The 12,457-nt window shown below is 72.6% G+C and carries 11 protein-coding genes; 9 read left to right on the forward strand and 2 right to left on the reverse strand.

Annotation, left to right across the window (positions count from 1 at the left end; all coding sequences use genetic code 11):
- Positions 1–87 precede the first annotated feature (87 nt).
- From ACIBA9_RS09775 to ACIBA9_RS09815, 9 genes are all read left to right on the forward strand, one after another.
- Positions 88–1,380, forward strand: a complete 1,293-nt coding sequence (locus ACIBA9_RS09775) for an extracellular solute-binding protein (protein ID WP_399361387.1) — start codon at positions 88–90, stop codon at positions 1,378–1,380.
- Positions 1,377–2,264, forward strand: coding sequence for a carbohydrate ABC transporter permease (locus ACIBA9_RS09780; RefSeq protein ID WP_399361389.1), 888 nt, complete (start codon positions 1,377–1,379; stop codon positions 2,262–2,264). Before ACIBA9_RS09775 ends, ACIBA9_RS09780 begins: the two co-directional genes overlap by 4 nt.
- Positions 2,261–3,085, forward strand: a complete 825-nt coding sequence (locus ACIBA9_RS09785; protein WP_399361391.1) for a carbohydrate ABC transporter permease — start codon at positions 2,261–2,263, stop codon at positions 3,083–3,085. Before ACIBA9_RS09780 ends, ACIBA9_RS09785 begins: the two co-directional genes overlap by 4 nt.
- Positions 3,086–3,087: 2 nt before the next feature.
- Entirely contained in the window at positions 3,088–4,734 is a 1,647-nt protein-coding gene (locus ACIBA9_RS09790) for a beta-N-acetylhexosaminidase (RefSeq protein ID WP_399361393.1), read from the forward strand.
- A gap of 224 nt (positions 4,735–4,958) precedes the next feature.
- Entirely contained in the window at positions 4,959–5,852 is an 894-nt protein-coding gene (locus ACIBA9_RS09795) for an FAD binding domain-containing protein (protein WP_362154596.1), read from the forward strand.
- Entirely contained in the window at positions 5,849–7,912 is a 2,064-nt protein-coding gene (locus tag ACIBA9_RS09800) for a 2Fe-2S iron-sulfur cluster-binding protein (RefSeq protein WP_399361395.1), read from the forward strand. The genes ACIBA9_RS09795 and ACIBA9_RS09800 overlap by 4 nt, the downstream gene beginning before the upstream one ends.
- Positions 7,909–10,218 carry a xanthine dehydrogenase family protein molybdopterin-binding subunit gene (locus ACIBA9_RS09805; RefSeq protein WP_399361397.1) on the forward strand — a complete coding sequence of 770 codons (2,310 nt, stop codon included), beginning with the start codon at positions 7,909–7,911 and terminating at the stop codon, positions 10,216–10,218. Before ACIBA9_RS09800 ends, ACIBA9_RS09805 begins: the two co-directional genes overlap by 4 nt.
- Positions 10,215–10,340 carry a hypothetical protein gene (locus tag ACIBA9_RS09810; protein WP_399361399.1) on the forward strand — a complete coding sequence of 42 codons (126 nt, stop codon included), beginning with the start codon at positions 10,215–10,217 and terminating at the stop codon, positions 10,338–10,340. The genes ACIBA9_RS09805 and ACIBA9_RS09810 overlap by 4 nt, the downstream gene beginning before the upstream one ends.
- A gap of 181 nt (positions 10,341–10,521) precedes the next feature.
- Entirely contained in the window at positions 10,522–11,682 is a 1,161-nt protein-coding gene (locus tag ACIBA9_RS09815) for an SUKH-4 family immunity protein (RefSeq protein WP_399361401.1), read from the forward strand.
- A 51-nt stretch (positions 11,683–11,733) separates the two neighbouring features.
- On the opposite strand, the gene ACIBA9_RS09820 is transcribed toward ACIBA9_RS09815, so the two are convergent.
- Together ACIBA9_RS09820 and ACIBA9_RS09825 are read right to left on the reverse strand one after the other, a co-directional pair.
- Positions 11,734–12,033: a hypothetical protein gene (locus ACIBA9_RS09820; protein ID WP_399361403.1), complete on the reverse strand. Its 300-nt coding sequence runs from the start codon at positions 12,031–12,033 to the stop codon at positions 11,734–11,736.
- Positions 12,026–12,331: a hypothetical protein gene (locus tag ACIBA9_RS09825; protein WP_399361405.1), complete on the reverse strand. Its 306-nt coding sequence runs from the start codon at positions 12,329–12,331 to the stop codon at positions 12,026–12,028. The genes ACIBA9_RS09820 and ACIBA9_RS09825 overlap by 8 nt, the downstream gene beginning before the upstream one ends.
- Positions 12,332–12,457: the final 126 nt, after the last annotated feature.

A 12,457-nucleotide genomic window follows, 5' to 3' on the forward strand; every position in this document is an offset into this window, starting at 1 on the left:
TTCATGTACTCCGTAGCCTCCTGGGTGTTGTGCAGAGCGAAACAGTCATTGCGCATGTTGCAACGCACTTCTCCGGAGGAACGCTCCATGAAGCTGTCCGCCCCACTCGCCGCGCTGCTCACCCTCGTCGTCGCCACCGCCTGCGCCCCCCAGTCCTCCTCCAACTCCGCCTCCGACCGGGACGACACAAGCGGCACCCTGCGGGTGTGGCTCTTCCAGGAGGTCGGCAACGCGCCGAAGAAGAAGGTCGTCGACACGGTCGTCGGCGCCTTCGAGAAGGCCCACGAGGACACCGAGGTCGACGTCGAGTACATCCCCGTGGAGACCCGCGCCCAGCGCGTCAAGGCCGCCTTCAACGATCCGAAGTCCGCGCCGGACGTCATCGAGTACGGCAACACCGACACCGCCGGCTACGTCCACGACGGCGGACTCCTCGACGTCACCCGGGAGTTCGACGCCTGGGGCGAGGCCAAGGACACCGACCCGACCGCCCGGCAGTCCGTCACCGTCGACGGCAAGGTCTACGGCGCCCCCTTCTACGTCGGCGTCCGCGCCCTGTACTACCGCACCGACGTCTTCCACGACCTCGGTCTGCGGCCACCACGGACCCTGGCCGAGCTGGCCACCACGGCCCGCGCCATCCGCGCCGCGCGGCCCGGCCTGTACGGGCTGGTCGTCGGCGGCGCCTACACCTACGGCGCGCTGCCCTTCATCTGGGCGCACGGCGGCGACCTGGCGAGCGGCAAGGGCGGCGGTCACGCCTCCGCGATCGACAGCGCGGCCGCCCGCGCCGGCGTCAAGGCCTACACCTCGCTCTTCACCGACGCCAACTGTCCCCCCGCCAAGTGCGCGGGCATGGGCGGCAACGACACGGTGACCGCGTTCGCCGCGGGCAAGGCGGGCATGGCGATCGGCGGCGACTTCAGCCACGCGGCCGTGGAGGCCGGGAAGGTCAAGGGCAAGTACGCGGTCGTACCGCTGCCGGGCGTGGCCCCCGGCTCGATCGCCCCTGCGTTCGCCGGCGGCAACAACATCGGCGTCCTGAAGAGCACCACCCATCGCACACTCGCCGTGGACCTGATGGAACGCCTGGCCGCGAAGAGGACGCAGTCGGCCCTGTTCGACGCGATGGGCTTCCTGCCGACCTTCACCGACGTCCGGGACCGGGCGGCAGCGCGGCAACCGTTCGTGAAGCCCTTCGTGCGGACGCTGGCGGCCGGGGCCAGGTTCGTGCCCGCCTCACCCGCCTGGTCGCGCATCGACTCCTCGCTGGTGCTGCCGACGATGTTCCAGGAGATCGTCAGCGGCAGGAAGAGCGTGGACGCCGCCACCGAGGGAGCGGCGGCGAAGATGAACGACGCGTTCGGCTCGGCCGGATGAGGACGCGCGACGGCTCCCGGGCGCTGCCCTGGCTGTATCTCGCCCCCGCGCTCGTCGTCCTCGGCGCGCTGCTCGTCTACCCGGTCTACCAGCTCGGGCTGATCTCCCTCTTCCGGTACACCCAGGCCCAGGTCAGCGGCGGGCAGCCGGCCGCCTTCCGGGGGTTCGGCAACTACACGGACCTGTTCGCCGACGAGCGGTTCTGGCAGGTGCTGCTGGCCACCGTCGTGTTCGCGGCGGCCTGCGTCGGCTGCACCCTCGCGGTCGGCTGCGCGCTCGCCGTCCTGCTCACCCGGGTGCGCGTTCTGCCGCGGCTGGCGCTGACGCTGGCCGCGCTGGGCGCCTGGGCGACCCCCGCGGTGACCGGCTCCACGGTCTGGCTGTTCCTCTTCGACCCCGACTTCGGCCCCGTCGACCGGATCCTCGGTCTCGGCGACCACTCCTGGACGTACGGCCGGTACAGCGCCTTCCTGCTCGTCCTGCTCGAAGTGGTCTGGTGCTCCTTCCCGTTCGTGATGGTGACCGTCTACGCCGGCATCCGCGCCGTACCGGCCGAGGTGCTGGAGGCGGCCGCGCTGGACGGCGCCTCACCGTGGCGGATCTGGCGCTCGGTGCTCGCGCCGCTGCTCCGGCCGATCCTCACCGTCGTCACCATCCAGTCGGTCATCTGGGACTTCAAGGTGTTCACGCAGATCTACGTCATGACCAACGGCGGCGGTATCGCCGGCCAGAACCTGGTGCTGAACGTGTACGCCTACCAGCAGGCGTTCGCCTCCTCGCAGTACGGGCTCGGCTCGGCGATCGGCGTGGTGATGCTGCTGATCCTGCTGGCCGTGACGCTGGTGTACCTGCGGCTGCTGCGGCGGCGGGGGGAGGAGCTGTGAGGCGGCCGCGCCGGCTGTTCGCGGAAGCGGTGGCGCTGCTCGTCGCCGTCGTGGTGGCCTTCCCGCTGTACTGGATGGTGCTCAGCGCCTTCAAGCCGGCCGGGGAGATCGAGTCCGACCGGCCCCGGCCGTGGACGCTCTCCCCGTCCCTGGACGCCTTCCGGCGGGTCTTCGGGCAACAGGAATTCGGCCGGTACTTCGTCAACAGCCTGGTGGTGGCGGGCGGTGTGGTGATCGCCTCGGCGCTGATCGCCTTTCTCGCGGCCACCGCCGTCACCCGATTCCGTTTTCGCTTCCGGACGACCCTGCTGATCATGTTCCTGGTGGCCCAGATGGTGCCCGTGGAAGCCCTCACGATCCCGCTGTTCTTCCTCATGCGGGACTTCGGACTGCTCAACACCCTCGGTTCCCTGATCCTGCCTCACCTCGCTTTCTCGCTGCCCTTCGCGATCTGGATGCTGCGGGGATTCGTGAAAGCGGTCCCCGAGACCCTGGAGGAGGCCGCCTGCCTGGACGGGGCGAGCCGCGGGCGATTCCTCTGGCAGATCCTCTTCCCGCTCGTTCTGCCCGGCCTGGTGGCGACGAGCGTGTTCTCCTTCATCTCGGCCTGGAACGACTTCCTGTTCGCCAAGTCCTTCATCATCAGCGACACCGCGCGGTCGACCCTGCCGATGGCCCTGCTGGTGTTCTACAAGCCGGACGAGCCCGACTGGGGCGGCGTCATGGCCGCCTCCACGGTGATGACGGTTCCGGTGCTGGTCTTCTTCGTACTCGTACAGCGACGCCTGGTCTCCGGACTGGGCGGAGCGGTCAAGGAGTGAACATGGTGGATGTGATTCCGGCGCCCTCCGGTGGGGCGGCGTACGGCGACGGCTCCTTCGAACTGGGCCCGGACACCCGGCTCGTCGCGGGCGAGGGTGCGGCGGGGACCGAGCGCTGGCTGCGCGCCACGCTGGGCGCGGCCACCGGCCTGCCCCTCGCGCCCGGGAACGCCGGGGATGCCGGGGCCGCCGACAACGCCGGGGACGTCCGGCTCTCCATCGATCCCCAGATCACCCGGGAACTCGGCGAGGAGGGCTACCGGATGGACGTCACGCGGACCGGGGCCCACCTGGTGGGAGGCGGTCCGGCCGGCCTGTTCTGGGGCGCCCAGACGCTCCGGCAACTGCTCGGCCCGGACGCCTTCCGGCGCGCCCCGCTGCCCGGTGCCCGCTGGCGGCTGCCCCTGACGCGCGTCCAGGACTCGCCCCGGTTCCGCTGGCGCGGTCTCCTCCTCGACGTCGCCCGGCACTTCATGCCCAAGGAAGGGGTGCTGCGCTATCTGGACCTGATGGCCGCGCACAAACTCAACGTCTTCCACTTTCATCTGACGGACGACCAGGGATGGCGCATCGAGATCAAGCGCTATCCGAAACTGACCGAGACCGCCTCCTGGCGGACGCGATCGAAATTCGGACACCGCGCCTCACCCCTGTGGGACGAGAAACCGCACGGGGGTTACTACACCCAGGACGACATCCGGGAGATCGTGGCCTACGCCGCCCAGCGGCATATCACCGTCGTCCCGGAAATCGACGTACCGGGCCACTCGCAGGCCGCCATCGCCGCGTACCCCGAACTCGGCAACACCGACGTCATCGACACCACCGCCCTTACCGTCTGGGACTCCTGGGGAATCTCCTCCAACGTACTGGCACCCACCGACACCACCCTGCGCTTCTACGAGGGGGTGTTCGAGGAGGTGCTGGAGCTGTTCCCCGGACGGTTCGTCCATGTCGGCGGCGACGAGTGCCGCAAGGAGCAATGGAGCGAGTCGGTCACCGCCAAGACCCGCATCACGGAACTCGGGCTCGGCGACGAGGACGAGTTGCAGTCCTGGTTCATCGGGCACTTCGACGCCTGGCTCACCGCGCGCGGGCGCCGTCTCATCGGCTGGGACGAGATCCTGGAGGGCGGACTCGCGAGGAACGCGGCGGTCTCCTCCTGGCGCGGCTACGGAGGCGGCGTCGCGGCGGCGCGAGCCGGTCACGACGTCGTCATGTGCCCCGAGCAGTACGTCTACCTGGACCACCGTCAGGCGCCGGGCGAGGACGAGCCGGTGCCGATCGGCTTCGTGCGCACCCTGGAGGACGTCTACCGGTTCGAACCCGTTCCGCCCGGCCTCACCGCGGCGGAGGCCGAACACATCCTCGGCACCCAGGCGAACGTGTGGACCGAGGTGCTGGAGGACAGCGCGCGGGTGGATTATCAGACCTTCCCGCGGCTCGCCGCCTTCGCCGAAGTGGCCTGGAGCCGACTGCCCGCCCCGGCGGACCGGGACTTCGCGGACTTCGAGCGCCGTATGACCGCCCACTACCGGCGGCTCGACGCCCTCGGCGTCGCCTACCGGCCGCCCACCGGCCCCCATCCGTGGCAACGGCGCCCCGGCGTGCTCGGCCGCCCGATCGAGGGGCCACCCCCGAACCGGTAGGGAAAAAACGACTCAGGCTTCACCGGAGAGTGGCAATCTCCGCGCACCGGTGATGGCGTGCGAAAACGGACCATCTCCTCGGTGAGGTGGGCGAATGCCTCCTAGCGGACCCCCGCGTTCGGGCCTTGCGAAGATGTGCCAGAGTTGCCACGTCCGCCCTGTCAGCACGTACCGTACGGCAGCACAGGCGGGACCAGGTGGGGCAGCGGGAAGGGGCAGCCGGTTTGACCACGCACGCACCGCAGGCGGCGCAGGCCGTCACGCTGCCCACGACCCTGGACGAGGCCGTGGCGGCCCTGGCCGCCATGCCCGCCGCCGTCCCGGTCGCGGGCGGCACCGACCTCATGGCCGCCGTCAACAGCGGCCAGCTCCGGCCCACCGCGCTGGTGGGCCTCGGACGGATCAGCGAGATCCGGGGCTGGCAGTACCAGGACGGCCACGCCCTGCTCGGCGCGGGACTCACCCACGCCCGCATGGGCCGCCCCGACTTCGCGGCCCTCATCCCGGCGCTCGCCGCCGCCGCGCGCGCCGCCGGCCCGCCGCACATCCGCAACGCCGGCACCCTGGGCGGCAACATCGCCTCGGCCGCCCCCACCGGGGACGCGCTGCCGGTGCTGGCCGCCCTGGAAGCCACGCTGATCATCGTGGGCCCGGGTGGCTCCCGCCGGGAGATCCCGGTGTCGCACCTGCTGGCCGGCGTGGAGATGCTGCAGGGCGGCGAACTCATCGGCTACGTGCGCGTGCCGCTGCTGCACGCCCCGCAGGTCTTCCTCAAGGCCACCGGACGCACCGGCCCGGGCCGCGCGCTGGCCTCCGTGGCGCTCGTCCTCGACCCCGCCAGGCGCGGAGTGCGGTGCGCCGTCGGAGCCATAGCGCCGATGCCGCTGCGGCCGCTGGATGCCGAGCAGTGGGTCGCGCGCCTCATCGACTGGGACAACGACCGCGCGCTCGTCCCGGAGGCCCTGTCCGCCTTCGGCGAGTACGTCTCCGCGGCCTGCATCCCCGATCCGGCACCCGAGCCGGACGGCTCGGTGGCCGCGCTGCCGCCCGCCGTACTGCACCTGCGGCGCACCGTCGCCGCACTGGCCCGACGAGCACTGGGGAGGGCGCTGTCGTGACCGACGACCAGCACGGAGAGGGCACGCCCCAGGGCGGCGGACGCTGGAACCCGCTGCCCCAGGGCGACTACGACGACGGCGCCACCGCCTTCGTCAAACTCCCCGAAGGTGGCATCGACGCCCTGCTGTCCGGCGACAGCCCGCTCGCCGCGCCCGGTCACGGCTACGTGCCGCCGCAGATAACGGTCGCCCCCGGCGCCGGTGACCCCGCCGCCACCGGCACCTGGACGACACCCGTCAGCGGCGCGCAGTGGCCCGACCCGAACGCCGCGGCTCCGGCGCAGGCCGCGCAGAGCGACGACCGGTTCACCTACCGGCCGGGCGCCACCCAGCACTGGACGTTCGAGGACCCGGCGGCCGCTCCCGGCCACGACGTCACCGGGCAGTGGTCCATCCCGGTCGCCGGCGGCGACCTGCCCGACGAGTCGGGCGAGTACACCACGTCGGCACTGGTCGAGCAGTGGGGCGGCACCCCGCCGGCCACCCTGCCCGGCGGGGCGCCCGCGCCCTGGGCGACGGACGGCGCGGGCAACTCCTGGGCGCACCAGGCGGACCCGCGCACCCCGGCCCCGCCCGACCACCCCGGCGCCCACCCGGCCGACCCGGTGCCCGCGCCGGACGGAGCGGACGGACACCTCCCGGACGAGCGGTACGGACACGACCGGATCGAGCACGGCCAGGTCGACCACGGCCAGACGGACACCGGCCACGGGGACGCCGGCCACGAGGCCGCCGAACACGCGGAGGACCGGCACGCGGCGAGCGGGCTCACGGAGGCCGGCCGGGGTGACGCGCACGGCGCGGCCGTCGCTCGGGAACCTGCCGCCGGGCACGACGCGCCCCTGCCCGAGCCGCCCCACCCCGCCGCCACGCCGGAGACGGACGCCCACGGCCCCGCGGACGGCGCTGAGCGCCCCGCTGACGGCCCGGCGGGCCACGAGGAGCCCACGGAGCCGACGGCAGCGCCCCGGGCCGTCACGGCGGCGGACACGGATCGCGCGCCCGGCGCGGGCGACGCCGACTTCGACGACCGCGCGGACGACGACGCCCACGCGCGGGCATCCGAAGCGGACCCGCTCCCCGCGGCGGAGGACGCGTCCGAGGGCGTTCCCGACGGATCCCCTGACCGTGCCTCGGGCCAGGCCGCCGCGGCGGGCGCCGAACCCGACGCCGAGGACGCCGCGGACGACGCCTCCGAGGACCCGGCCGGCACCCCGCTCCCGCCGCACGACGACCACCCCCTCGCCTCGTACGTCCTGCGCGTCAACGGCGTCGACCGTCCCGTCACCGACGCCTGGATCGGCGAGTCCCTGCTCTACGTCCTGCGTGAGCGGCTCGGTCTCGCGGGCGCCAAGGACGGCTGCTCGCAGGGGGAGTGCGGAGCCTGCAACGTGCAGGTCGACGGCCGTCTCGTGGCCTCCTGCCTGGTCCCGTCGGTCACCGCGGCCGGCAGCGAGGTGCGTACGGTCGAGGGTCTGGCCGCCGACGGCCACCCCTCCGACGTGCAGCGCGCGCTCGCCCGGTGCGGTGCGGTGCAGTGCGGCTTCTGCGTGCCGGGCATGGCGATGACCCTGCACGACCTGCTGGAGGGCAACCCGGCGCCGAGCGAGCTGGAGACCCGGCAGGCGCTGTGCGGCAACCTGTGCCGCTGCTCCGGCTACCGGGGCGTACTGGAAGCCGTCAAGGAGGTCGTCGCCGAGCGCGAGGCCGGGCACGCGGACCCCGAGTCCGACGCGGACGCGGCACGCATCCCGCACCAGGCGGCCCCCGGCTCAGGCGGCGTCAACCCGTCGGCGTTCGAGGCACCCGGCGCCTTCGACCCGCCCCGGACCGCCCCCGGCGGCCCGCAGGGCGCCTACCACGAGCCACCGCGCGCGTACGACGACACCGCGGGCGCCTACGACGACACCGCGGGCCCGTACGGCGACGCCCCCGACGCCTACGGGGACGCCCCCGACGTCTACGGTGAGGCCCCCGACGTCTACGGTGACGCCCCGGACCCGTACGGCGTACCGGCGCCGCACGAGCAGCACTACGGCCAGGACGGAGGCCAGGCGTGAGCAACGAGGCCGGCATCGCGACCACCGCCACGGAACCCGCCCCGGAGGCCGAGCCGTCGCCGCACGGCATCGGCGCCTCCCTGCCGCACGCCGACGCCCGCGCCAAGACCGAGGGCACCTTCCCCTACGCGGCCGACCTGTGGGCCGAGGGCCTGCTGTGGGCGGCCGTACTGCGCTCCCCGCACGCGCACGCGCGCATCGTCTCCATCGACACCACCCACGCGCGCGAGATGCCCGGCGTACGGGCCGTCGTCACCCACGAGGACATCCCCGGCACCCCCCGCCACGGCCGGGGCACCCCCGACCGACCCGTCTTCGCCTCCGAGGTCGTACGCCACCACGGCGAACCCATCGCGGCCGTGGCCGCCGACCACCCGGACACCGCGCGGATGGCCGCGGCCGCCGTCATCGTCGAGTACGAGGTGCTGGACCCGGTCACCGACCCCGAGCACGCCTTCGAGGCCGAGCCGTTGCACCCCGACGGCAATCTGATCCGGCACATCCCGCTGCACCACGGCGACCCGGACACGGCCGGCGAGGTCGTCGTCGAGGGCCTGTACCGCATCGGCCGTCAGGACCCCGCGCCCATCGGCGCCGAGGCCGGGCTGGCCGTGCCCCGCCCCGACGGCGGGGTGGAGCTGTACCTGGCCTCCACCGACCCGCACACCGACCGCAACACGGCCGCCGCCTGCTACGGCCTGCCCGCCGACCGGGTGAAGATCGTCGTCACCGGTGTGCCGGGCGCCACCGCCGACCGCGAGGACCAGGGCTTCCAGCTCCCGCTCGGCCTGCTCGCGCTCAAGACCGGCTGCCCGGTCAAGCTCACCGCCACCCGCGAGGAGTCCTTCCTCGGCCACGCCCACCGCCACCCGACCCTGCTGAGGTACCGCCACCACGCCGACGCCGAGGGCCGGCTGGTCAAGGTCGAGGCGCAGATCCTGCTCGACGCCGGCGCGTACGCCGACACCTCGGCCGACGCCCTGGCCGCCGCCGTCTCCTTCGCGTGCGGCCCGTACGTCGTCCCGAACGCGTTCATCGAGGGCTGGGCCGTCCGCACCAACAACCCGCCCTCCGGCCACGTACGCGGCGAGGGCGCCATGCAGGTGTGCGCCGCCTACGAGGCCCAGATGGACAAGCTCGCCAAGAAGCTGGGCCTGGACCCGGCCGAGCTGCGGCTGCGCAACGTCCTCGCGACCGGTGACGTCCTGCCCATCGGCCAGACGGTGACCTGTCCGGCGCCGGTCGCCGAACTCCTCCAGGCCGTCCGGGACTTCCCGCTGCCCGCGCTGCCCAAGGACACCCCCGAGGACGAGTGGCTGCTGCCCGGCGGCCCCGAGGGAGCGGGCGAGCCGGGCGCGGTGCGCCGGGGCGTCGGCTACGGCCTGGGCATGGTGCACATGCTGGGCGGGGAGGGCGCCGACGAGGTGTCCACGGCGACCGTCAAGGTCCACGACGGCGTCGCGACCGTGCTGTGCGCGGCCGTCGAGACCGGTCAGGGCTTCACCACCCTGGCCCGGCAGATCGTCCAGGAGACCCTTGGTGTCGACGAGGTCCACGTGGCCCCCGTCGACACCGACCAGCCCCCGGCCGGCGCCGGCTGCCGCGGTCGCCACACCTGGGTGTCGGGCGGCGCGGTGGAACGCGCGGCGAAGATGGTCCGCGCCCAGCTCCTGCAGCCGCTGGCGCACAAGTTCGGCATGTCCACCGAACTGCTCCAGATCACCGACGGCAAGATCACCTCGTACGACGGTGTGCTCTCGACGACCGTCACCGAGGCGCTGGACGGCAAGGAGCTGTGGGCCACGGCCCAGTGCCGCCCGCACCCCACCGAGCCGCTGGACGCCGCCGGACAGGGCGACGCCTTCGTGGGGCTCGCCTTCTGTGCGATCCGCGCGGTGGTGGACGTCGACATCGAACTGGGCTCGGTCCGGGTGGTGGAGCTGGCCGTCGCCCAGGACGTGGGCCGGATCCTCAACCCCGCGCAGCTGACGGCACGGATCGAGGCGGGCGTCACCCAGGGCGTCGGCATCGCCCTCACCGAGAACCTGCGCACCCCGCGCGGGCTGATCCGCCACCCCGACCTGACCGGATACGCCCTCCCGACCGCCCTCGACGTGCCGGACATCCGGATCGTCAAACTGGTCGAGGAGCGGGACGTGGTGGCCCCCTTCGGCGCCAAGTCGGCCAGCGCGGTCCCCGTCGTCACGGCCCCCGCCGCCATCGCCTCCGCCGTCCGCGCGGCCACCGGCCGCCCGGTCAACCGCCTCCCGATCCGCCCGCAGGCCGCGGTGGTGACCGCCCCGTGAGCACCCCGCCCGACGACCGTCGTTACGAACCCCCGCCCAGTGTCGGCAAGCTGGCCCTGTGGATCCTGCTGTTCCTGGTGGCGGCCCTGGCCGTCGTGCTGGGCGGCATCTACTTCACCTGAGCCGCCCCGGGCCGCCCGGACGGAACGGGTCCGCGTCGTTCGGCGTCCTCGCTGATGACGGGCCGTTGTCAGTGGCGCGGCGTAGTGTGCTCGGCAATGGGAGCGCACCCATGCGAGGCCGGGCACGAGACGGCCCGAGCGCGGGCGCGCACGGGCATGCACGGGGAATCGCGGGGGAGCGATGAGCGGGACGGACGCCGGGAGCACGGCGATCACGCTGACCGAGGCGGAGCTGGACCGCCACGTCACGCACGCGCCGACCCGCGGTCTGCTCTCGGGCCCCGGCCTGCCCGACCGCACCGACGTGCTCACCTTCTCGCCGCTGCGCACGCACGGTCTGCGCACGCTGGCCGACGCCGCCGGCGGTCCCTTCCAGGTGGCGGAGGAGCTGCGCGGCCGGCTGGTGATCGGCGAACTGCTCAACCCGGCGGGCATGCGTCCCGAGTCGATCCTGCTCGACGGCGCCACGGGCGAGCTCACCACGGCCTATCTCTTCGAGCCGCCCGAGCCGCGCCCGTTCGCGGCCTCCCTGGACACGCTTCTGCGGTTCGCCGCGGTCACCGAGGAACTGACGGGCCTGCGCGGCCGTTTCGCCTCGCTGGCCGGGCAGTACGGCCCCACGACCGTGGCCGAGGCCTCCCGCCGACTCCTCGCGCTCTTCGAGCGGGGCAGTGACGGCCGGGTCCCGCCGTACTGGAAGGCGGCCGCGCTGATCCGCCCGCTCGCCCTCGTCGCGGGCCCCGGCACGGAATCAGGGCTCACCCTGGACGTCCCCGCGCGCGTCCTGGACCAGGAGTTCGGCCACGGCCGGGTGGCCCGCTTCGAGGAGGTCGACTTCCCCGCCACGCTGACCCACGAGCCGACGCGCCGCTTCCTGCGCCAGACGGGCCTGCCGGAGGAGGCGGTCCTCTTCCACGCCGACACGGACGTCCCCCTGCCGACCCTGCGCGAGTACGTCACCGACACCCGCGGCGACACCGGCCCACCGCGGGAACTCCCCGCCCACTGCGACCACTTGATCCGGCTGGGCGGTCTCGCCGAGGACACCAGCCTGATCCTCGACGGCAGAACGGGGGCGGTGCTGACGTTCAGCGAACCCGAGGCGACGCTCCACACCCTCAACACCGACGTCTCCACCCTCGCCTTCACCCTCTGGCTCCTGCACCACGAGCGCACCATCGACGAACACCTGAACCACGCGCTCACGACAGACGCCTACGACCAGTTGGCGGCGGCCATGCTCCACACCCTGAACACCCTCGACCCCACCCCCACCCTGCCCGAAACCACCTGGCACTACTGGACGGAACTCCTCCGCCAAGACCCCCACGAAACGCTCTGAGGGACCGCGGCGGACACGGCGGGCCGCCGCCACACCCGGCAGGATGGGCCCCTAGTTCACGGCCTTGCCGCCCAAGAGTCCGACCATTGCCCCGAATCCCAGATTGGCAAGTGTCGAACAAGTGTTCATTGCTGACTTGGCGGCCTCGGTGGGCTTCTCCACGAAGATGCCGATGTACAGGCTGGCCGCAAGCGCAAGCACGGTTATCACCGTGACGCAGATGAATACGAGTTTGAAGTGGACTGACACTGTGGTGACTGCTGTGGGGGTGTTGGCCACGGCTGGTACCGCAGTAGCCGCTTGAGTGGTGACACCCGAGTCCGAACCGGAGTTGGCGGCGTCTTCAGTCATCTGAGTCGCCTCCTGTGGCTCGCCGAGAGCTCTCGCCGGCGGGAGCCTGGGCGTCGCCTGTCGGCTCGCTTCTGATGCCCTCGAAGGTCGCCTTGATGAGAGCGTCCAGTTCCTCCGGGGAAGCCTTGGTTCCCTTGATTTCCAGAACCGCCTGGCGTCCATCCGGCCCTCTAACGATCAGAGACAGGTCTCTGGGGCGTCGGAAGATCGCTCGCAGGATGCTGCGCACCTTGGCACTGCTGAAGATGGCGACGGTAGTGAGTACGGACGCGGCAGTGAGTGAGATCCAGGGTTCCATCCCCCACCTTTCCCCGTGGTGTCGTGACGTTGTGCGGCGACGATGTCGGGATGTTGATTGTGCTCTCCCGCGCCCTTCATGGGGATCGTTTCGCAGTCTTCGGGGCGTAGCGCCATAGTGGCCCGC

This window comes from Streptomyces sp. NPDC051452, assembly GCF_044454765.1.
Taxonomy (GTDB): Bacteria; Actinomycetota; Actinomycetes; order Streptomycetales; family Streptomycetaceae; genus Streptomyces.

Excerpts from the sequence above, each read along its gene's own strand:
- ACIBA9_RS09815 (WP_399361401.1), top strand. The coding sequence starts at position 10,522 with ATGAGCGGGACGGACGCCGGGAGCACGGCGATCACGCTGACCGAGGCG.
- ACIBA9_RS09775 (WP_399361387.1), top strand. The coding sequence starts at position 88 with ATGAAGCTGTCCGCCCCACTCGCCGCGCTGCTCACCCTCGTCGTCGCC.
- ACIBA9_RS09780 (WP_399361389.1), top strand. The coding sequence starts at position 1,377 with ATGAGGACGCGCGACGGCTCCCGGGCGCTGCCCTGGCTGTATCTCGCC.
- ACIBA9_RS09820 (WP_399361403.1), bottom strand. The coding sequence starts at position 12,033 with ATGACTGAAGACGCCGCCAACTCCGGTTCGGACTCGGGTGTCACCACT.
- ACIBA9_RS09825 (WP_399361405.1), bottom strand. The coding sequence starts at position 12,331 with ATGGAACCCTGGATCTCACTCACTGCCGCGTCCGTACTCACTACCGTC.
- ACIBA9_RS09790 (WP_399361393.1), top strand. The coding sequence starts at position 3,088 with ATGGTGGATGTGATTCCGGCGCCCTCCGGTGGGGCGGCGTACGGCGAC.